Source organism: Paenibacillus sp. NPDC058367 (assembly GCF_042723305.1).
Lineage (GTDB): Bacteria > Bacillota > Bacilli > Paenibacillales > Paenibacillaceae > Paenibacillus_AQ.
Genome location: NZ_JBHXIZ010000009.1, coordinates 60538 through 81654, shown reverse-complemented (window position 1 = coordinate 81654; position 21117 = coordinate 60538). Strand labels below are relative to the sequence as shown.

The window sequence follows — 21117 nt, the reverse complement described above, 5'->3', positions numbered from 1 at the left end:
TTATATAGAAAATTATTTAGCAAAAGGATTAAATTCGTTCGTATATAACTCTTCCGGTTTCACTTGGCCTTCCTTTAGCTCCCCATTTGCCACAAGCCAATCAATCCAAACATCGTATTCCGATGGTGTGATCACACCGCCTTTTTCAGAGATGCCCGTACTCTTCCAAAACTTAAGATTATCCGTGGTTTCCTTGCGTTCACGCTTATTAATAATTTCCTCGAATCGTTTAATTACTTCCTCCCTTGGTGTCGTTCGGGCCCATTCAATGGCCTTTGCAACCCCCTCTACAAATTGCCTGACGGTATTAGGATTATCCTTGATATATTGATCTGTAAAAAAGTAATCACCCGCAGTAAACTCTGTCCCAAACACATCAATATCCTTGAAAATTTCTGCGACCCCTCCTGTTGTTAAAGCCCGATCCCGGGCAATCCCGCTTAACATAACCACATCGATCTGATGATTTCGCAGAATCTGTTCTGCACTAGAACTTGGGACTGTAACCAAGGTTACTTGTTCAATTTCCTTTTCGGTCAAGTTGCCTTGGCGTAAATAATCTTTAATGACGAATTCCGAATGGGCACCGAGAATATTCACCCCTACCTTTTTACCAATAAAATCTTTAGCCGACTTTATAGCTCCCCCCTCGAGGGCATATGCACCTACATACGTATTTTTATCACTGCCATAGGAGCCAATGACCGACTTTATTTTTACGTTCTTGGCGTAAGACTTAATAATGGCTCCATTAAATGCTGCACCAAAGTCAATTTGTTTCGTCGCGGTTAATTGAATACTTTCTGGACCACCCACGCTGTCACCTATAGACTCTAGCTTCAAATCTCCTAAGTAACCTAAATCCGCTGCCAGCTCTGGGAAAGAGACACTTCCAGGTGCAGACTGATATTGCAGGATCTGATCTTCTCCACTTTTGGCGGAGGACTTCCCCTCTGAGCAGCCAGATAAAATACCACTAACCAAACCTACAAGTATAAGCAGTGCTACTGTTTTGTTCATCTCACTTCTCCTTTTCCAAATGAATTCTATTTTTCTGAGCTACAGTTCCAAACTTCCCCTCCGCCACTCTTCCTTTTTAGATTGTTTTAAGTTCAATCAATATATAATTAATTCAATTTGTTTAGTGGGTATTATTCCTAAAAAAATATCATTCAAAATCATCCTCTATTCATTCACCGGTTGCTTCCATTTAGAAAATCTACGCTCGAGTAAGGTCAAGCCTTGGTTGATTAGCAAGCCCAATAAGGCAATGGTTAATATACCGGCGTACATTTGAGGGATTTGGAAGTTATATTGAGAATAAGTGATTAAATAGCCTAAGCCTTCTTTTGCCCCTACCATTTCTGCAGCAATCAATACTAATATCGCCCCTGTTCCTGCCATCCGAATACCTGTAAAAATAGTTGGCACGGATGCCGGCAAAATCACCTTTAGAAATAACTTAAACGACTTAATATTCATGGATTTGGCCGCTTTTATAAGCAAGGGATCAACGTTACCTACAGCAGCAATCGTATTTAGAAGAATAGGCCATGTGCAAGCAAATAGGACGATCGTAATCTTGGAGGTTTCACCAATCCCTAGCAGCAGCATAAATACCGGAAGTAAAGCGAGCGCAGCCGTATTTCGGAACAACTCCAACACTGGATTTAACAACTCCCTAGCTAATGGATACCAGCCAATCAGTAATCCTAACGGGATCGCAATTATTACCGCTAACGCAAATCCACTGAACGAGCGAATGATACTCGCTAAGAAATGAGTGAATAGCTCACCTGAAGCTATCAAATTCCATAGGGCGGTGATTACCTCAGAAATAGGTGGGAAAAATGCTGTGTCAACTAAGCCCGCCCGTGGTGCGATTTCCCATAGTAAGAACAATAAGACTAAAACAATAGACTGTTTAAACACCTTAAGCACGCCGGAAAAAGAAACAGGATTACGTTTCTTAAGCTGTAACGTTGAATGAGCAGTCTTTACCGATTCGATGGGAATACCCTCCTTTATCAACTAAATATACGCACCTTTGTATTCAGGTTCATGCAAATAACCCCACACTTCATGACGAGCCTTCACAAAATCAGGATGTGAGCGAATATCCGCATCTTCCAATCGTGATTGAAGCGGAATATCTACAATTTTCCTCACCGTACCCGGCCCTGGTGTCAAGACGACTACTCGCTCCCCAAGATAAACGGCCTCATCAATACCATGCGTAATAAAAATGATGGTTTTTTGGGTCTTCTGCCAAATTCGTAAAAGCTCACTTTGCAGTGATTCTCTTGTTTGGGCATCCAGTGCGGCAAAAGGCTCATCCATTAACAAGACGTCTGGGTTAAAGGCCAGACTTCTGGCAATGGCTACACGCTGCTTCATCCCCCCGGAAAGCTCATGTGGATAACGATCTCCGAAATCACTAAGCCCAACTAATGAAAGAAAATGCCCAACCTGCTCTCTACGTTCATGCTTAGGAATCCCCTTTGCTTCCAATCCAAATTCAATATTGCCACGCGCGGTCTTCCACGGAAATAAAGCATACTGCTGAAACACAATGCCCCGATCAAGCCCTGGACCTGTTATGGGGTGACCATCTATTAAAATGCGACCTTGTGTTGGTGATGATAAACCGCTGATCAAATCAAGTAAAGTTGATTTCCCGCAGCCACTTGGACCTACTATCGTTATAAATTCACCTTTATTTACGGAAAAGTCCAACTCTTTTACCGCTGTGAATTGCTGCGTTGCCTCCTTTTGCTTGGAATCTCGGATACTGAAGGTTTTGGTGACACTCTCAAATCTGATTTTTTCTGCAGCAGCCATTGACTTCACCTCAACTAGTTATGATTACGGGAAAGTGATTGTTCGCCAAAAAGGCTCAGATGACAACGACTAGCGTTTGTCCCCTGAGCCTCTGGTTGAACCAGTCAGCATATTCCGTTTTAAACATTTGAATATTTAAATTTAAATATTCGCAATTTGTATTAATCTGATGGGATTACTATATTTTAATCCGGTGGGATTGTCAACAATAAATTCAACTCTACTTAATTAAACCCAGTATTGGCATATTTATTCAATGAATGAAATGCTGCATGATGAATGGTGCTACGGACGAAGCTGTAAGCAAGCTGAACAATGTAATTGCATAGTCGTTCAAAATATGCGCGATACTAGATGCCCAAATATTCTTAGTCTTCATATAAGCCCCTGTAAGAACAAGACGTACAAGGCCAATACCTACAAGTGCTTGTACGAGATTCCAATGATAGGTTGGTAGGTGAATGGCTCCGAAGATCACTGCTGTAACAAGAAATGCAATCCAGATTCCCGCTCTGCGAGAAAGCTTGAAATTCACCACACACAATTGCAATATAAACAGGAATGGTAAAATGGTTAACAATTCTTCACCAACAAGTTGAATCCCCATTTTGACAAACATCAATACTTTACCAAGAGAATCAAGTTCTGCAAAGACATTAACTACCGCATCAGCTACAGTATTAACTTTTACTACATAGACTAGAATGAGACCGACAATCGGAGTAGCAATTATATTAAAGATAAAGAACAGCACACCCCACTTAACATCATTCTTTGTAATTTTACGAAACAGGTGATTCGCATGACCCTTAGATGCCCAAATGAATGCAACAAGCGGAATTCCCGTGAACAATATAGGTGCTAAATATTCGTTAACTTTCAATGGGATAAACGGTATTCGAGTGGTCAACGCGATAAATCCCAATACAATCGCTACCATTACAACGAGCCATTTCATAACAGGAATTTGTACAGGTAATTCATTGTAAAACGGGTAATCTAAATTTTCTTTTGCTTTTTTCATGGGTTTTCTTCCTCCAAATATCGTACTAAACTCTTGATACCCATAAGTTAAACCACTTATATGAACCTATTGTGAACTGGATGAATATACAGAAACTTTTCAGAAAAAAAACCAAAAAAATGCCAATCTCCATTAAGAGTGGCACTTATCTATTCCATTTGATATTCCTTATTTGCCTGTCGCTTTTCGTTCACCAAGCAAAGAGTTTAATTGCTCCAACAAATCCCCGCCACCCGTAAAAGATATGGATCCGATTTTCTCGCATATTCTCTCGAGGAATTCCAGCTCTTTCAGTCGGAACAGCGTCTGATTCTCATCCATTAGCTTTGCGGTGTTAAGCAAGCTTCGGGTTGAGGCCGTTTCTTCACGACGAGTAATTAGATTTGCCTGTGCTCTTTTCTCCGCAAGCAGAACAGTGTTAATTATATCTCTCATTTCCCCTGGCAAAACGACATCCTTAACCCCAGCACTCAGGAAATCTACTCCGAACTCTTCACCCTTCTCACGTAAACGGGATAGGACGAACGACGCAACGTCCTCTTTTCGTTTCAGAAGATCATCCAATTTGAGCGTTCCGACATATTCCCGCAGCATAAGCTGAAGCTGGATATGGATTTGCTCGTCAAATGACTTCATTTCCAGAGCACGTAATGGCGTTACGATCTTGTACTGACAAACGAAGTTAAGCCGCAGCGAAACTTTGTCTTCCGTCATGATCTCTTGGCCGATGAGATCCATTTGTTGTTGTCTTAAATCAATCGTCTTTACCACAGTCGAAACTGGACCTCTCCAGAAGTGGTACTTGCCAGGAGGAAGTTCTCGTTGTAATACATGATCATAAAACAGAAATCCAGATTCGTAGCTCGCAATTTCGTAGGACTGCACACTAGATGTTAGCTTCGCTATAATTGCACGGTTTACCTCGACAGGCAATTCAGGTTGTCTGATATCTGCATGGAAAAAGGTGTGTTCTTTAAGTATATTCCAGAATGCGTAGACACCAGGCTTAAGTAATTGAACAAATTTCCCGTCCTCATAGTACAGAACATACTCGTGATCTTGTACACGTACGATATCGAGCTCACGCACGAGATCTTCATCATGAAGGAATAACTTCATATCTTTTCCTTCCACATTAAATGGTTTAGCGATATTCAACACCACAACGGTGGATTTTGACCACATTGAAAAGTGATAGCTCCCCGGCATCAGCTTTTTCACATAACTTCCTTTATGAAATAGCAAACCACGTTCGTCAGCTTGAATCGTTACTTTGTTCAACATAATGTTTCCCCCTAATTAGTTCGACCATTGGTCTTAGAATCCCACTGAAGTTCTGGCGGAATCTCGTTTTAGCTAAGCGATTTATCTGTTGTTCTCATGGATATTCTCACACTTTAATCTAAGAGAACTTCCTGAAATTTCGCACAAGCGGTATCCACGGATTGCAAAGCCTAACTTCAGTGCACTAAAGCTAGCTGCAAGGGATTCTAGCCTTTGGTCTTTTCTTCAATTTTTCGCTCGATTTGAAGTCGAGTGCTCTACCAGAATCGCGTCCAAGGAGATTGGGGAATTGAACCCCTAATAAGTGGTTCCTACCGATCCGATCGTACAGGATACCGTAACATAGCATGCACGGCACTGCGGGATACATCGATATCCGCGCCTCGTTACGACCGTCCAAATAAGAACCAATGTATGATGAAACGCCATTTGGCGTTTACCATCTTGCTAAATACTGCCTTACAGGTTCTATAATCGCTCATTTCAGCCTTAACGAACATGGTGAAAGTATTACGACTGCATATAAACTTTTCCATTACACCCAAATCCCTCCCCTGTTACAATGGAAGAAGATGCTTCATTTGAACGGGGGATACCTTTGGCTAAGGAAAGCTTTGATAAAGAAATACAGTTTCTGCGAATGCTGGTGCTTACGAGCGGGGCATTCAGCAGACAACAGTTCGCAGACAGATTGGGGATTTCCGTTCACACCTTTGATAAAACGATCCGACGACTCAAACAAGTAGCTAGCTCCACGCACCAGCACTTGGCGGATGAACAGAGCAGGGAATTTTCCGAGACCTTTCGCCTCAGATATTATGACTCCACCGATCCATTACTCTTATTTCTATTCCGCGCCAAATCCGTAAAGGAATCTGAAAGCCAGCGAGTCTCGCTGCTTCTAGGTGCAATGAATGGACAAGCCTTGACTGCGAAGGATTTATTGGAGATGTGCTGCAGTAGTCTGCCTTCTGATCTACCTTTACCTGACGAAAAGACCATTCGCTCGGATCTCAAATACTTGGAGGAGGTCGGAGTCATTACAAGAGAGCCGGGATCTCGCCCGTACCGGTATCGAATCCAAGACGACTTGATTCGAAGCTTATTGGATGCAGAGCTTATCGATTTATATGATTTTGTAGATGTGATGGCGAACACTCAAGTCCCTTCCGTTCAAGGATATTTACTGCGTGATGGATTAAAAAAACATCTTCTCCGCAATCAAGTTGAGCGGCATGCCGTTGAACCATTTTTATATAATTATCACTATTACTCGAGGATTTTAGATGAGGCGCATCTGTTTACACTTCTTCATGCCATGCGCCATCGCCGCAAAGTCAGGTTTCTGTATTTCTCACCGAAGTCTGAGAAAAGCTACGCATCCAAAAACACCAATCCCCTGTTTGAACGTGAACCAGAGGGCAAAGCTGAAAAGGTGGTTCCACTTAAAATTGTGTACGATCATCAATATGGAAGATGGTATTTGCTCTCATATGATAGACAGGGTATTCGGAAATACCGGATGGAAGGAATTACGCAAATCGAAGAAGCTGAACCTGTGGATGAGATCTGGTACGACGAAAAGAACAAAGAACTTGCCGAGAAGATTAGGTACAGCTGGTTGATAGATACTGGCCGGCCGGTGACCGTACGTGTCCGGTTTTTTAATCCGGGAGGTTCGGAACCGAACTTCATCAAGGAACGGGTACTCTTGCAGGGACAATGGGGGGAAATTGTATTTGAGGATGAACATTCGTTTATTTATGAAATCATCGTAAACGGGGTTACTGAAATTAAGCCATGGCTACGTAGCTTCGGTTCCAGCTGCGAGGTTCTGGAGCCCGCTTCGTTTCGCCAGGAAATCATTGCTGAATGGAAGGAGATCCAAGCTTACTATGAATCTGTTTGAGAAAATATTCAATCACCAGATCATTTCCCGATTGGAGGACTCCGGTACTTTCATGATCACTACGCACGAACGGGCCTGGCTGAAGACGATGCTGGAGCATCCCTCGGCAGCTGATGCTTTCACTGCGGATACTATGGACAAGCTACGTACTGCCCTTGAGTCGGAACAGGGGATGGATATTTCCAATCATTTGATTGAAAAAGCCCGTACGCTAGAAAAACAGGTCTACCACCCTCTTCTGCGATCTTTGCGCCGGCATATCATGAATAAAACGGGGATTCTTATCACCTACGCGATTAAGGGCGACCGTATTAATAAGGATCAGTTGGGGTTTCCGTATAAGCTGGAATACTCCATGGTCAAAAGAGAATGGTATTTACTCTGGTATCACACTCGGCATCACTCCTTGATGAGTACCCGGCTAAAGAAGATCCAGTCCGTCACATCAGAACCAATCGAACCCTCAGCAGCAGAGAACATTCTAAGGAAGATCGGAGAAACGCTTGAATCGCGTAAAACCGAAGTCATCATTGAAATTGTCCGCGTTTATAACGCAGAGCTATCCCGTATTCTATACGCCTTCTCCAGCTTTGAAAAAAATGTTGAGTATGATACGGAGAAGGATACCTATCGAGTCAGAGTTTCTCTGCTTGGGGATGAGCTCGAGTATTTACTTTCCAAGATACGTTTTCTGGGAAAGCGGGTTTGGGTGGTCGAAGGCGATTATTTGAAAAAGCGGATGCTCGAATCATCGTCAAAAGCTTTAGAGCGTTATGGAATCATACCCACCGATGAAGAACTTTCTTCGTAATCTGAGATAAATAAGAGTCATGTAGTTAGCAATCTATGCCTACATGACTCTTTTGAATTACCTATTAATATTTGGTCAATATAGCTGTTAATACATCTCCATCAATGTTGCCTCCGCTTATGACAAGAGCGATGTTAGTTCATCATTTACTCCAATCTTTTTTATCTGTATTTTATTCTTCCGCACCATCAGTATTATGACTCAACCCGATCTACTACTACATTTTTCACAGCATTGCTCACCAACACAGCCACTCTCCACAAGGGATGAATGTCCGGTGTGAACAACTTTATACGATGAATCTCCAAAAAAGTTTGATATATTTCCGCTTACGAGATAGCGACTCATTTGAAGCTTATTTACCTGATGTATTTACCGATCTTGACTCTCCACAAACACTACCTTCTCACCCTTTATGAGTTCAGCGATAGAATAGTATCGTGCACCAGAGTTATTAATCAGTGGTTTGGGTAGATGCTTCAAATGAATTACATCTTTACTACAAAGATTATAAAAACGATACTCTTCTCCCGGATGATTAAATCCATACCCACCGTTTATACGATTTGATATGTATTCTTTAATTCTAGTAGCAAAATCTATCTGTACACCTTCTAATAAAACGTTGAGAGAAGGTGATAACGGATCGAAAACAACAATCTCATCAATTTTATAAAGAAACTCCATTTCTCCACCACCACTAGATCTGAAAGTTATATATATTGGAGTTTTATATGAAAAACCCTTCGCAGTATGTGGACACGCATGAACAAAGTAATTTTTCGTTAACTCATACGTCTTACCCGCAGCAACCGACAGAACTTCAACCTCATAGTATTTCATCCCTTTTCTCACCCCTTTAATAAAATCTATAAATTCTGTTGCAATGTTTACATCCTCACCTTTTCTTTTCTCTAGACTAATCACATCGTTTATCAATTCTATAATGTCTGTCCAAGTAAGGCTGACAAATCCATTCTCAGGCGGATGAAGAACTTTATACTTTGTTAAAGTTACACCGAGCATAGGCACATTAGCATCATGTGGAAAATTTGTTGGATCGAGATACGACTCAAGTTGTCTTGATATATCCTTTTGTTGTACAGAAGCACTTACGCTCTTAGCTTCAATTATTATAACTAGTTTTTTAGTGTTCCCTTGAAACAAAGATAAGGTAATATCGCGTCTTATTTTCTTTACTCCAGCTGATAACATTTCTGCGTCTACTTGAACAAAATCAAATCCCTGCTTAAATTCCATGTACTTATTTGAAGTCAGACGAGTTACTTCTTTTAAAAATAACTGTATCAAGTTAGGATATCTTGAAAATAGGTACGAGAGTCCTTTGGTCTGCTTCGTCTCTGTATCCCCATGTAACAAATCAAAAAAGGTTGAATGGTAATCCGTATTTCCTTCATGATAAAGACGTAGCATAGTTTTCATTATCGATTCTCCCATACATGATAAATAGGTTTCGTATTCACTAGATGCTATCATTCGTTCGATGAATAGTCTGTCAGAAATCTTTCATAGTATGTAAAAAATGTATTTCCATACTTTGCAATACATTCTCTGTTCGTAAGCCCTTCCAGAAATCAATTAATGCACACTCTCAGGGGCTAAATCCTCTCGCCTTTACTGTGATGTTAATCCTATCTTGGACTCAATGATTCCATGATCTGTGCGACTTCGGAATTTTTCAGTCCAGCCCCATATCTCATTGCTGTGATATTATGCTCCTTCATGCTTGGAGAGCTCCTTAAACAGTGTTTGATTATTATCCTCACGAATATCCAGTTCCTCCGGAGACGGCTTGGGAAATATGAGCTCCAGCAAAGAATCTAGTGAGGTGTAGCTTCTTTTTTTCTGCCCCTGGAAGTAATCCGTCAAAACGTTCCTTACAATGGCAAACAGCCATACCTCAAAATTCGATTTTTCTTCTGAAAAGCTATAATACTTACACATCACCGTCTCAAACACCTGACTGCAAATGTCCTCCGACACGTGGTAGTTATTAATGCGATAACTAATATTTGTTAACACGTTTGTAGTACGTATCGTACATCCGGGTAAATTCCTCTATTGACATCATGGCATCGCGTGATCTTTCGATGTTCTTGTAACGATCCACAGTACCCTGGATAACCTCCATCTCCTCCATCTCCCCCTCCTTACACCTCACCTTCATCGAAAAGCTAAACGAATTGTGCAATTTGTTGCGAAGAAACTTACATATGTCAATACGTAGAAAAGCCTAAACCTTTAACTAATCTTTTGATGATTGTGGGATGGTGAGAAACGGGTGAAAGATCACAATCCGTAAAAGCGGCGATACTTGAGTTGCGGGGTGGATATATGTGAGGGAGAGAAGGGGAGAAGCTCAGCGCTACAATTCAATGATTTCATAATTATGTACTTCAAGACTTTCAGAATCTATACAAAACACTTGTACATCCAGTGCATCTATAAGCTTTTCCATGTGATCTCTTTCTATATAACTGTTATCATAACATGTTCATTCCAAGTACCGTCTATTAACAGGATGTTTTGTATTTGCCCAATAAAAAAAATCCTGCCATTATCCAGCGGGATGCTTGATAAATTGGCAGGACAATAACCTTACTTCATTTTCACTAACTTTAAATATTCCGAACTTCCACAACCTTCCCTAAATCCACAAACTGCTCATGATCGACCTTCACTCTGCCCTTTCGGCGCTTCTCACGCCATTCACGAAGATCTTCCTCCGTTTCTAAGCGAAGCTCAGCGATTTCCATCGCTCGGTCTAGGACATATTTGCTTGTGTAAAGGACTGTATTTATTCCCTGTCCCCCTAAAGCAATGTGAGGCTTTAAAGGTATCCATTCCTCGACTGTAAATCTAACATAATCTTTCTCTTCCTTATGAGGCTCAGGGACGATCTCCTTTATTTCCTTCCGTTTCACCACTTCCCAATCTACCACTTTACCCACCCAATGAATCCCTGTCTTTGCAGGATCGATGAATTTCCTTCTGGATTGGCACATCGCTACATATTCGATTTGGGTTATTATCTTCTGGCTTGCAAGGTTCTCCACAGGTACATGGTAAAAAGAATGCTGCATGGCCACCTCCACTTGTTTGGGGCCACAAACAGAGCCGACAAGAACATTTTTACCCGCGAGTTGGTTGGCATAGTATTCTTTCGTACCGCGTGGATGAGTAGATCGTTCATAAGCCTTTTCCGGACTATCCTGAATAATCTCATCCAAGAATTGCTCTACCAGGCTTGTAGAATTCGGTAGGAACGGCAAAGCGCCAATATTCAATAGCTCGATGCTTTTGTAGAACTGGTGTGTCTTATACCGCTCCTCATCCGGATAGGGAAATAACACATAAGCACCGAACATGCTTCGTTCGTATTCCCCCGAGCCTTTCTCATAGAACCCTCTAGGTCTCCCGTTACCTTCGAGACCAAGTAATTCACGTAGTCTGATATTATAATTCCGGCCACCAATCCCCTTCTCGGAATCAGCTCTCATATTTACTATTTCAAATAGGTCATTAACATCCCTTATGTACGTTTGAACATACAAACAAAAATCATTTAACATTCCCCCCCTGGTGGAATATTTAATTTCTTTCCCATTACCATGAGAACTTTTTCGTTAGTATAAAGTTAAACTACTTTTTGAGAATTATGTTACTCAAAAAAATACTTAAAGAGACTCTCATTCCATTTGTCGTCCCTGATATCTAAGACTATTTCTTCATTCAACTTTTAGATAATTACTCCAAGATTCCTACATAATTAAATCAAACTCCTTCCTTTTTTTGATGATAAATAAAAACACACCCTAAATATGGGTGCATTTCACGTCTGAATTCTAGTAATTATAATGTTACGAGAACCTGGATCCCTCCCTCACAAAACACTTGGAATTCCCGCCCATCTAAATGTATTGTCTGCTCAGAACCTTTATTGCTCCCCCCAGAAACCACTATATAAGTTCCCGGCTTAACTTGATTATCCAAATTGCTTTTGGACACAAAAATAAATCTGACTTTATCCTTATATTGCTCATAAACGCCGGGAGATACAGGATATAACGGTATTCCTGTAACCTTCTCATAAGCATAGGCAGTTTCCTTAATGTTTTCAGTAATAACAACCACTTCGCAAGCAGTATTTGCTGCGTTCAATAATTTATCTTTTATTTCAATTGCAGCTAATTCATCCATCTTTAAAAGTGTCCCGTAACCATGTGCCGACTCCTTAACTAAAGCCAGATGTTTTTTACCGTTTAGAAAGAACCATTCTACATATGGCAGGTTAGCCATTACGGTTTCCGGCTGGTTTCTGCTTGATCCGGATCCTCCAAGAACACTATCTACGTGAGCAGCTGGTGAAGAACAGAGTGTGTTCCATATTTTCTCCAGCTCACTAAAAGGCCTGGTTTTAATTTTGCCTACAGATGTCATTAATTCTATCCTCTTAGCTATCTTGTCTATCCCTGTAAGCGTAATGTTAGCACCAGCCTTAATACTTTCCAGTTCTAACCCGATCATCTTCTCAATATCATTGATGACTTCATCAAATGTCATTTTCGTCCTCCTCGAAATTCCGGCGGAAACTTGAGTACGCTTGTATCTTCCCCCGCTCCTTCTACCGCAGCCACATCCTCAAGCCATTGTCTTAAAAAGGATTCCGTCTGCGGGTCTTCTCCGCCTGCTTTTCTGAATGTAACTTTATGCGGCAGGCTGATTCTCACCGGATTCCCCGGAGCCGGCCCATCATCAGCGAGGCCATCTTTTAAATTAATGCCTGCTGCAAATCTGCGTATATCAGATACGAAATCAAGAACAATAACTTTCTCCTTATCTTTTGACAACCTTAAACCTCTGCCTAGCTGCTGAATAAATATTCTCCGGCTGTGGGTCACTCTCTGAAATACAATAATGTTCACATCCGGCACGTCAACACCCTCGTTTAAAATATCAACTGCACATAAAACATCAATTACACCGTCTTGAAAATCGCAGAGTATACGGTTACGTTCAGCAGGGTCCATTGAACGGCCGGCAGTAGTCTGTGAATATATTGCCGACGCGTTACAGAATCCGAGTGAATTAATACGGTCTCTCATTGTAGCTGCATGATCTATCGTACCGCAGAAAACAATTGCCCTTGGTTTACTCTGTTCCTGCCACACCCTTTTCAGCTCAAATACAACAGCATCGTCCCACTCAGTGATAAACAGAGTCCTGTTAATATGCCGCGGTGAAAATTTCCTTCCTTTTAATTCTCCCAGAGCTTCCCAGTTTATATTGTCAGTATACATTCTGTAATCGACATCAGATAAAAAGCCGTTACGTAAACCGGTAACGATATCCACACTAACAAGAGGTTCACCAAAATATTCTGAAAGATCAACATCATCCGGACGCCACGGTGTTGCTGTCAACCCCAGAAGAAATGGCCCGCCACCCGTACCAGCCAGAGTCTCTTGTAATACGGCGTTATACATTTGTCCCCCAACATGGTGGCATTCATCAATAATTATGAGATCAAAAAGCGGCAGTTCTTTCCCTCTCTGGACATAATCAGCAACTGTATTTAAACATGCGAAAACGGCATTACTTTTTTCAAGACGCTCTTCACCCGGCTGCTCATACCCGTTCCATACCGTTGTTTCCTGTTCCTTAGACAGAAACGGCCAGAAAGCTTTCTCTATCTGATAAACAAGCTCATTCGTATGGGCTATTACAAGAAATTTCAGCGGAGTTATTGCGTTAATCCGTCTGACAGTTTCACATGCAACAAAAGTCTTACCAAGTCCTGTAGCCATCACAATCAGGGCCTTTTTATTCTGTTCGTTAAATGTTTGTATTGTAGACCGTATGGCCTCCTCCTGATACCCGCGCGGATTTCTGTTAAGTACGGGCATTTCCGGAAGTTTTTTCGCCCTGGTGATAAGCGCCTTTGTATCCCACAGCTGAAGCGGTATTCCTCTGCTCATTAAAGTTCTTTGGTGCTCCATCAGCTTTTCATCAAAACCGTTTAAAGCTACAATTACAGGAACTTGTGCCCTGTAAATTCTCATAGCCTCCAGCGTCTGGTCAGCAACATCAACACCAACCCTGTTTTTCCAGTGTTTCATTTGGAACAGCCACCGTTTACCAGCCCGGTGTGCAAGAACATCAGCTCCACGGTCACCGGATTGGCCCACAAGTCTTATGCCTTCAAAACCTTCATGAGCCAATAAACGCGATACCACTCTTTCGAATGCTTGCCACGTTCCGGATTTTAGAATTATTTCACTGATAAAAATACTCACTTTATCACCTTTTGCTGGAGAAAGTCCAAAGACAGTCTTGTTTTTTGAGAGATTCCTGTCTCAGTTGAACGATACTTAATATAATTCACTAAATCATTTAAACAGTTAAGATAAATATTTCTGATCCTTATTTGCGCTTTGTGTAATATTGTATCGGTTATTTCCGACGGACTTGAGTATGGAACTTCCCATATCCCTCCATCGAAAAATACATGCGGATACTTTTTGAAAATATCGGTAATAACTGCCTCATCAATATACAATAGAAATAAACCGGTCTCCTTCATCTCTCCAAGCCGACTGATATCGGCATTTTGATTAAGCATGTTATCAACCATTGCTCTTTTCTGTTCTTCGTCCATCTCGTCAAATATATCGGCAGCTGTTTCTTTTAAAAGTTCAGGAAGTTTCTCTTTTAACTGGGTCAAGAATATATAAACTTCTTCCCGAATTTTCTCAGGGCTATCCTCAAGTTTATCTGACCATCTGCTGTTTATAATCTGCCATTCAATTGTTGAGAGGGTGTGTCCTCCGTGATATTGTTTTCCGGAAAGCCGCCTGTTCATATCATAAATGTAAAGTGCAACTTCAGCAGCTATCATCTGTTCAGGCCGGATCTGGAATGATTTAAACAATTTATGGGTTTTGTCCAGGTAAACATCTATTTCTTCTTCCTTAAAAACAATCAGCGGAATGCCATCGGTTTGCTGATTTGACTTTATTGGTATTTGAGTAATAAAAACATTTACATTCACAGGTGAACTATAGACGCCGTCAGCCAGCATAATTGAACAGCCAGGTATAGACAAATCATCAGATTTGTTGGCATTCTGTGAGAGAAATTCCTTAGAAAGAGTATTCTCAGTGCCCTTCTCCTCACTGCAAGATGTACAGCTATTTTCAGCTGCCCTGTTTCTGGTACCGCAAACATGACAGGTCCATGGTTCTTCAATTTTTGGCAACTGGGACATGCCACACTCCGGACAAGAATAAGCTGACTTGGGGATCTCATGTTTACAATCCGGATTAATACATGGCTTGCCTAGTAATATGTATCCGCAAACGCTACATGTATCATGTTCCTTCAAGTTCTGCGCGCTGCATTCCGGACAATCAACCAGTTCTTCAAGCGGCGGGGAATCAGCTTGTTCTACCAGCTTCCACCATTCTGAATCATCATAATATCCGGGCAATTTTTCTAAGAATTTTTGATAATATTCTTTTTCTACATCCCTTGATATACGTTTAGGTTCATTAGAATCACTATCCCAATATCCCATATATAAGTCAGCTTTCCCCGGCTTTCTGACTCTGCGGTAACCTTGATACAGTTTGTAAATATAGCTTTTGTTTTGATCCGTCCCTGGCTGACTAGGCTGCAATGAGCTCTCCCCTCTTAAATAAGAGATGGCACGCTGCCATTCAGGGCTGCTGCGCTGAAAATCCTGTTTTAGAAAATCTACAGGGACATGATTTAGATGAACTTCACCTGCTATTCTTCCGAATGGCCCGTCAATTGGATAATCCTTTATTGTTTTCTTGAATTCGTCTACAAATTCAAAAAAAGCTGTTTTTTCAGCTATCCGGATCGCCCTTCCATTCCTGATTAAATCAATTCCGTATTCAGTACTGTCGTCAAATCTTTGGATACCGACCCAGCCCTTCACCTTTTCCTCAACACTCCGGATGTTTGAAGATTTACATGAAGGGCATTCAATCATTTCATCCGGAATTAAAGCTGTACAATTACCGCATCTTCTTTGCACCCCAATAATATGGTCGAAGTCATATCTAGCATGAATCTGCCCATGCCCTTTCCGTTCAACATATCTGTTAGAGCCCCAGACACAATGCTCAAATGCTTCGCAAGGTTCCCCATTTACCATTATTCTAATTTCCCGCTTGGATAATACTGTGGCATAGCGCCGGCCGAGCTCAGAACGCACTTTTGGAAGTCCATAATGAATGAGACGTTTGACAAACTGGCTGTTTGCATTTCCCTCAGGCCACCATTGGCTTATTTCAATAACTGTCCCGTGACTAATCCCCCTTGGTTTATCAACCGGATTTACAGGCAGCTGATAATTTTTAGACTGATTAATACTTTCAAGATCAATTACCACCTCTATAGCCTGCTCTTCATTTTCCCGGACTGTCAGCAGCCTGGTTACTCTGCCGAACTTACCTGTAGAAATATTAAAACCCATACCAAATAACCCGAGACTATCATATGAATTATTACCGGAGAATCCCGCCCTGATTGACTTTTCAGCCATTTCAGCCGTCATGCCCGGTCCGTTGTCACGGATACGTATTATTCCGGTATTTTTATTAAGATCTGAATTTCTTGGCAGCTCAATGGAAATTAGAGGATTTTCTATCCTTATACCTGTGAGTCTGGCAGCCTGAAATGAATCTATCGCATTATCAATTAATTCGCATAATGCATCTAATGGAAGCATTGGGGTATGAGTCAGAGCTATCAGCACTTTGGGATCTGGTGTAAAATCAAAAAACTTAACTGTTGGCGTCATCTAGGTTCCTCCTCTATCATTCTTCTGATCGCAACCGCCATTGCATGAGCCAGTTTTACAGGTACACCGTTACTAATTGTTTTGAACTTATATGTTAGAGGCATTTCCGCAGGCAATATGTACGTATCAGGAACACTTTGAATCCGGAGAGCTTCCCGGACTGTCAGCCTTCTCGGTTGTGTCGGATGCAAATGAACCTCATTATGCCCATAAGCTGCAGTGGGGCTATAGCGCCAGCGGTGCAGCCGTTTAAAACTTTTCCGTGATACGTCACCTTCATGTATAACATGATATTTATCGCTCATAGGCCTTAGGCCTTCAAGACCATTGGGCAAAAGAGCCGTTTCATCCAGATTACATATAATTGGCCCCACCATTAATTGTTCCGGAATATTGGCAGGCTTCTCAGGAGTAATTCCAAACGGCACTTCCCGCGGCCATGCAAACCGCTGTTTTGCACCTGCAAAATGTTTATCCTCGGGCCATTGAAACCACTCATAATCCTTGGGAATATTTCTGACACCAAGTTTTTTCTTTAACCATTTCTTTTTTAACCCCACCATAAATACACGTTCCCTGTCCTGCGGTACTCCAAAATCCAGAGCATTCAAAATACGTACATCAGTCATATAGTGTTCCGAAAACTGCTTTCTCAAATCATCGAAAAATTCACGGTGCCTTGCTGTTTTAAAGAGCCCTTTCACATTTTCAAATAAAAAAAAGGTTGGCTGAAGATCCATTATTTTATCAACATAGATCTTAGAAAGAACACCATTCTCTCCGGTACGCCCTTTGTTCTTTCCTCCTATTGAAAAATCCGGGCAAGGTGGACCGCCTATTATTCCAAAAATATCAGGAACTGCAGTATTATGAAATGCTTCCCGCATAATTTGATTGGGCCCAATTCCGATAATTGATGTATTATTTATTATTCTGTGATGTTGTCCCGTCATAGAGCTAAGACCATATTCGAATCCCTTCACAAAATTGCGGTCATATTCATTAGACCAGACAGTCTTAAAGCCAGCTTGCATGAAGCCGATATCTAAAAAGCCTGCACCGCTAAAAAAGGATAACACCGGAATTTCCGGTTTCATGATTGTAAAATCTATCCGCATATTCTTGTGCTCCCTTTCATAAATCCCATATTTATTCTTCGACATTTTTTCGGGTTTTCCCTCTAATTACTATTAATACATGTTAAATACATGAATTAGATATTATTAATAATTCGATTATACAGGAACATAAGTTCTCTATCGACATTAAAATTCATGTTCTTTTATAAATAAAAAAGAGTCCCTACAGAAAGGACTCCTTTGATTTAGCCAAGTTTATAAAGTCTGTAATTTTTTCTATAGCCGTGTTAAAATCAGATCTGATTTCATGTTCCCACACACGAAGAATACTCCAGCCTTCTCCAGTGTAATAGTTACTAATATTAATATCCCTTTGTTTATTCTTCATAAGTTTTTCAATCCAGAACTCAGTATTGCTCTTAGGTATCGTTCCATGTATAGGACAGTTATGCCAAAAACACGAGTCTATGAAAATAACTGTTTTATACTTTTTTATAACAATATCCGGTTTCCCAGGCATACCTTTAACATTTTTCCTGAAGCGTAACCCTTTTGCCCAAACTGCTCTTGTAACCAAATTTTCCAGCATTGACACAGAGCGGATTGCCCTCATATTTTCACTTCGTTTTTCCTTGCTTATTTTGTCAGCCATAATATCACTTCCATCATGATGGATATGGATCCAAACTTAAACCCGGGAAAACTTTACTGAGTATTTACATTGCTTGTTCAATATCAAGCTAACTGGACCAGAATTGGCTCCATGTAACTATCCAGGAATTCTTCTGTAACACCTTTAATATTACGCCGTTTAAAAAGGGCATACATCTCTTCAACTGCGCTGTAAGGAAAGAACCTTGCATTTAGTGACTGGAACTGCGGGCGTGATGCTTCTCTAAAAACCTTCTCCCTGTCCTCGTCCGGTGCAATGATAACATAACGGGTAGGAAACGGCGGAAGTACATCCTGTAACCCCTTCATACGGGTTAAGCCGCTCGTCACGCCTGTACTATGCTCAACTTCCATTACCGCTGGCATTAGTCTGCCATTTTTAAACCAGATACAATCAATAAGTAAAGCCGCTTTTTGAGCTTCATTAAAAGACGACATCAAATTTTCTTCTCTTCTCAATGATCCAATTACGCCTTCCATTTCACCAAGCTTCTGATTTTTATATATTATTCCTTTATCGTTCTGGGCAACCCATGTTTTAAAGCCAAGGTGCTGCCCGATTTCTATAAGTGCAATTTGCATTTGGGAGTGTCTGCGTTTCAGTTCTATGTCTAGTCCGGGACTATGATATTCATCCGGAAGAACTAGAGCATCATAAACAATCTCAGTACTTGGTACCTCCGAGATAACCATCTCAACTTCTGCTTTTACCAGCATATTGGGAGCATGAGGGTGATCCGGACACCACATCAAGTGTTTATGACCAGGTTTGATCTTATTTTTTGAACTAATACTCTCTATGCGTCCAGGATAACAATAATAAAATTGCGGTGTATGCACCAGTAGAGCTTCTAGAGCAGACCGGGTATTGTAGCTGCCGCCAAATATCCTGTCTACATTTATCGGATGATCTGGCATTAAGGCATTAGCTAGTCTCCAAATCATTGGAACAGATATAGACTGAATTTTCGCCTTTTCCCAAGTTTCACCTTTGTTAGGCCTAATTCTTTGAATTTTAATCGGCCCTTGCGGTCTTACAATATTAATGATCTTAACCAAAGTTGGTGTTTTGCTATTAATATAATTAAAAATACCATCCCTTGGTAACATACCAATTTCATGTACAAGATTAGCTGCGGTTAGCTTCTCCATACTCTCCCACCTTCAAAAAATCCAGAATAGTTACAGCAATTCCTTTAGATGCTTCATAAGGAACCCCATTACCTACTGTTTTGAATGCGTTGGATAACGTGATGTTTTGAGGTAATTGAAATTCCTTTGGTAAACTTTGCAGTGCCAATGCTTCAGCAACAGATAATCTGCGGGCTTTATAGGGATGAAGGTGTACTTCATTATTACCGTAAGCCACAGTCGGAGAAGGTCTCCATCTATGCAGCCGCTTATAAGACTTCTTCAAATCATCCCCTTCCGGAATGGTTAAAAACCTGGCCAATCCAGCCTGTGGGGTAAAATGCTGGTGGGCATTAGGATGATTCCCGACATCATTTTTCTCAAACCAGAAATTAACGGTTAATTCTTCACTGATGCCGGCTGGTCTTTCACGTTTTCCATTCTCAGCGAACGGTTCCATTCCCGGCCATGGCATTGCATTAATTTCTTCAATGTGATACTTAAGATGATCTTCCCATGGGAACACATCAGTGAGTGTCTGACCTGCTTCTAACTCAATCCCGAGCTTATTCAACAAGCTTTTCTTAAAGCCGATTAATATAATACGTTCCCTGAGTTGAGGTGCACCATATTCAATGGAATTAATTAACCGTTCAGTTGTAACATAGTCGTGGGAATGTAGCTTATCTTTCATCAGTTCATAGAAAGCCCTATGTTTTTTGGTACGCCATAACCCTTTAACATTCTCAAATAAAAAAAAGTCAGGGGATTGTTTACAAATTAAGTCAATATAAGTTGCAGACAGCTTCCCATTCTCCCCTTCATGCCCTTTGTTCTTACCGCCTACTGAAAAGTCGGGGCATGGAGGTCCGCCAATGAATCCAACAAGCCGATCCTCACTTTTGGTTTGGTTAATCAATTTTGACAAGAGCTCACTTTTAGGATTACGCTCAAACTCGGTGATATCTCCTAAGTGATACCCGTACTCCGGCTGTGACATCCCCATGTGATTACGGGAATACTGATATGTCTCCATAAACGGCAGATGATATTCGTTCACAAATGCAACATTAAATCCACTTTTTTCAAAGCCAAGATCCAAAAATCCCGCTCCCGAAAAAAATGAAAAAATAGTTGGTGCTTTATTCATTATTGTTACCCTGCCTCAATCAAATTTTAACCTTAATAAAAACTAATGTTCGTATATTTATAATAACAAAATAGAACAGCGTTAACCAGCATGAATAAGTTACGCTGTTCTATAAAGCTTTTCCACCTGTTGTATTACTATCAAAGTACCAAAAAAGATAACTGCACATTTTAGGAGTAACGCCCATTATTGTATTTCAATCGCTTACGCTAAGCTAAGCTCACCTCACCTATAATATAATCCAGGAAGGTCTTTATCGGAATAATTTCCACTATCCTGTTCCTGCTACTCACCAGCTTTTTATATCGGCACAGGTATCATCAGATTATCAGAATAACGTACTGGGCAACTCCCGCCAATTATCT

The 21117-nt window shown here is 41.0% G+C and carries 19 protein-coding genes; 2 read left to right on the top strand and 17 right to left on the bottom strand.

All coding sequences use genetic code 11. From position 1 onward, the window contains the following. Nucleotides 1–12: 12 nt before the first annotated feature. The 6 genes from ACFWMP_RS29295 to ACFWMP_RS29270 form a co-directional block, all read right to left on the bottom strand. Nucleotides 13–1020 (bottom strand): ABC transporter substrate-binding protein, encoded by a 1008-nt coding sequence (locus tag ACFWMP_RS29295; protein ID WP_379425818.1) that lies wholly within the window; start codon nucleotides 1018–1020, stop codon nucleotides 13–15. 165 nt (nucleotides 1021–1185) lie between these two features. Further along, nucleotides 1186–2031, bottom strand: coding sequence for an ABC transporter permease (locus ACFWMP_RS29290; protein ID WP_379425816.1), 846 nt, complete (start codon nucleotides 2029–2031; stop codon nucleotides 1186–1188). Continuing rightward, complete coding sequence (locus tag ACFWMP_RS29285) at nucleotides 2032–2841, bottom strand: ABC transporter ATP-binding protein (protein ID WP_379425814.1); 810 nt, start codon at nucleotides 2839–2841, stop codon at nucleotides 2032–2034. A gap of 253 nt (nucleotides 2842–3094) precedes the next feature. After that, nucleotides 3095–3865, bottom strand: coding sequence for a CPBP family intramembrane glutamic endopeptidase (locus ACFWMP_RS29280; protein WP_379425812.1), 771 nt, complete (start codon nucleotides 3863–3865; stop codon nucleotides 3095–3097). Between the two features lie 168 nt (nucleotides 3866–4033). Next, nucleotides 4034–5149 carry a slipin family protein gene (locus tag ACFWMP_RS29275; protein ID WP_339244787.1) on the bottom strand — a complete coding sequence of 372 codons (1116 nt, stop codon included), beginning with the start codon at nucleotides 5147–5149 and terminating at the stop codon, nucleotides 4034–4036. Between the two features lie 386 nt (nucleotides 5150–5535). Continuing rightward, nucleotides 5536–5685 carry a hypothetical protein gene (locus ACFWMP_RS29270; RefSeq protein WP_379425810.1) on the bottom strand — a complete coding sequence of 50 codons (150 nt, stop codon included), beginning with the start codon at nucleotides 5683–5685 and terminating at the stop codon, nucleotides 5536–5538. Nucleotides 5686–5747: 62 nt separating this feature from the next. On the opposite strand from ACFWMP_RS29270, the gene ACFWMP_RS29265 reads away from it, so the two are divergent. Both ACFWMP_RS29265 and ACFWMP_RS29260 read left to right on the top strand, forming a co-directional pair. After that, a complete protein-coding gene (locus ACFWMP_RS29265; RefSeq protein ID WP_379425942.1) occupies nucleotides 5748–7058 on the top strand; it encodes a helix-turn-helix transcriptional regulator in 1311 nt (436 codons plus the stop codon). Continuing rightward, entirely contained in the window at nucleotides 7045–7869 is an 825-nt protein-coding gene (locus ACFWMP_RS29260) for a WYL domain-containing protein (protein ID WP_379425808.1), read from the top strand. The genes ACFWMP_RS29265 and ACFWMP_RS29260 overlap by 14 nt, the downstream gene beginning before the upstream one ends. Before the next feature lie 372 nt (nucleotides 7870–8241). On the opposite strand, the gene ACFWMP_RS29255 is transcribed toward ACFWMP_RS29260, so the two are convergent. The 11 genes from ACFWMP_RS29255 to ACFWMP_RS29205 form a co-directional block, all read right to left on the bottom strand. Beyond that, entirely contained in the window at nucleotides 8242–9312 is a 1071-nt protein-coding gene (locus ACFWMP_RS29255) for a hypothetical protein (protein WP_379425806.1), read from the bottom strand. 288 nt (nucleotides 9313–9600) lie between these two features. Then, the gene (locus tag ACFWMP_RS29250; protein ID WP_379425940.1) at nucleotides 9601–9849 is read right to left on the bottom strand and encodes a hypothetical protein; all 249 of its coding nucleotides are present in this window, start codon (nucleotides 9847–9849) and stop codon (nucleotides 9601–9603) included. Nucleotides 9850–9895: 46 nt separating this feature from the next. Next, entirely contained in the window at nucleotides 9896–10030 is a 135-nt protein-coding gene (locus tag ACFWMP_RS29245) for a hypothetical protein (RefSeq protein WP_379425804.1), read from the bottom strand. 478 nt (nucleotides 10031–10508) lie between these two features. Next, entirely contained in the window at nucleotides 10509–11390 is an 882-nt protein-coding gene (locus ACFWMP_RS29240) for a hypothetical protein (protein ID WP_379425802.1), read from the bottom strand. A 352-nt stretch (nucleotides 11391–11742) separates the two neighbouring features. Then, complete coding sequence (locus ACFWMP_RS29235; RefSeq protein ID WP_379425800.1) at nucleotides 11743–12453, bottom strand: hypothetical protein; 711 nt, start codon at nucleotides 12451–12453, stop codon at nucleotides 11743–11745. After that, nucleotides 12450–14186, bottom strand: a complete 1737-nt coding sequence (locus ACFWMP_RS29230) for a DEAD/DEAH box helicase family protein (RefSeq protein WP_379425798.1) — start codon at nucleotides 14184–14186, stop codon at nucleotides 12450–12452. Before ACFWMP_RS29230 ends, ACFWMP_RS29235 begins: the two co-directional genes overlap by 4 nt. Beyond that, a complete protein-coding gene (locus ACFWMP_RS29225; RefSeq protein WP_379425797.1) occupies nucleotides 14183–16720 on the bottom strand; it encodes an ATP-binding protein in 2538 nt (845 codons plus the stop codon). Before ACFWMP_RS29225 ends, ACFWMP_RS29230 begins: the two co-directional genes overlap by 4 nt. Beyond that, entirely contained in the window at nucleotides 16717–17838 is a 1122-nt protein-coding gene (locus tag ACFWMP_RS29220; protein WP_060626950.1) for a DNA cytosine methyltransferase, read from the bottom strand. The genes ACFWMP_RS29225 and ACFWMP_RS29220 overlap by 4 nt, the downstream gene beginning before the upstream one ends. A gap of 184 nt (nucleotides 17839–18022) precedes the next feature. Next, on the bottom strand, nucleotides 18023–18451 hold the full coding sequence (locus tag ACFWMP_RS29215) for a very short patch repair endonuclease (protein WP_060626949.1): 429 nt from the start codon (nucleotides 18449–18451) through the stop codon (nucleotides 18023–18025). An 83-nt stretch (nucleotides 18452–18534) separates the two neighbouring features. Further along, a complete protein-coding gene (locus ACFWMP_RS29210) occupies nucleotides 18535–19623 on the bottom strand; it encodes a restriction endonuclease (RefSeq protein ID WP_379425794.1) in 1089 nt (362 codons plus the stop codon). Then, nucleotides 19601–20752 carry a DNA cytosine methyltransferase gene (locus ACFWMP_RS29205; RefSeq protein ID WP_379425792.1) on the bottom strand — a complete coding sequence of 384 codons (1152 nt, stop codon included), beginning with the start codon at nucleotides 20750–20752 and terminating at the stop codon, nucleotides 19601–19603. The genes ACFWMP_RS29210 and ACFWMP_RS29205 overlap by 23 nt, the downstream gene beginning before the upstream one ends. Nucleotides 20753–21117 lie beyond the last annotated feature (365 nt).

What these genes read in the sequence shown, in the direction of transcription:
- ACFWMP_RS29255 (WP_379425806.1), bottom strand. Translation starts at nt 9,312, where the DNA reads ATGAAAACTATGCTACGTCTTTATCATGAAGGAAATACGGATTACCAT.
- ACFWMP_RS29210 (WP_379425794.1), bottom strand. Translation starts at nt 19,623, where the DNA reads ATGGAGAAGCTAACCGCAGCTAATCTTGTACATGAAATTGGTATGTTA.
- ACFWMP_RS29235 (WP_379425800.1), bottom strand. Translation starts at nt 12,453, where the DNA reads ATGACATTTGATGAAGTCATCAATGATATTGAGAAGATGATCGGGTTA.
- ACFWMP_RS29205 (WP_379425792.1), bottom strand. Translation starts at nt 20,752, where the DNA reads ATGAATAAAGCACCAACTATTTTTTCATTTTTTTCGGGAGCGGGATTT.
- ACFWMP_RS29220 (WP_060626950.1), bottom strand. Translation starts at nt 17,838, where the DNA reads ATGCGGATAGATTTTACAATCATGAAACCGGAAATTCCGGTGTTATCC.
- ACFWMP_RS29260 (WP_379425808.1), top strand. Translation starts at nt 7,045, where the DNA reads ATGAATCTGTTTGAGAAAATATTCAATCACCAGATCATTTCCCGATTG.
- ACFWMP_RS29245 (WP_379425804.1), bottom strand. Translation starts at nt 10,030, where the DNA reads ATGGAGGAGATGGAGGTTATCCAGGGTACTGTGGATCGTTACAAGAAC.
- ACFWMP_RS29280 (WP_379425812.1), bottom strand. Translation starts at nt 3,865, where the DNA reads ATGAAAAAAGCAAAAGAAAATTTAGATTACCCGTTTTACAATGAATTA.
- ACFWMP_RS29240 (WP_379425802.1), bottom strand. Translation starts at nt 11,390, where the DNA reads ATGAGAGCTGATTCCGAGAAGGGGATTGGTGGCCGGAATTATAATATC.
- ACFWMP_RS29225 (WP_379425797.1), bottom strand. Translation starts at nt 16,720, where the DNA reads ATGACGCCAACAGTTAAGTTTTTTGATTTTACACCAGATCCCAAAGTG.
- ACFWMP_RS29275 (WP_339244787.1), bottom strand. Translation starts at nt 5,149, where the DNA reads ATGTTGAACAAAGTAACGATTCAAGCTGACGAACGTGGTTTGCTATTT.
- ACFWMP_RS29285 (WP_379425814.1), bottom strand. Translation starts at nt 2,841, where the DNA reads ATGGCTGCTGCAGAAAAAATCAGATTTGAGAGTGTCACCAAAACCTTC.
- ACFWMP_RS29295 (WP_379425818.1), bottom strand. Translation starts at nt 1,020, where the DNA reads ATGAACAAAACAGTAGCACTGCTTATACTTGTAGGTTTGGTTAGTGGT.
- ACFWMP_RS29215 (WP_060626949.1), bottom strand. Translation starts at nt 18,451, where the DNA reads ATGGCTGACAAAATAAGCAAGGAAAAACGAAGTGAAAATATGAGGGCA.
- ACFWMP_RS29270 (WP_379425810.1), bottom strand. Translation starts at nt 5,685, where the DNA reads ATGGAAAAGTTTATATGCAGTCGTAATACTTTCACCATGTTCGTTAAG.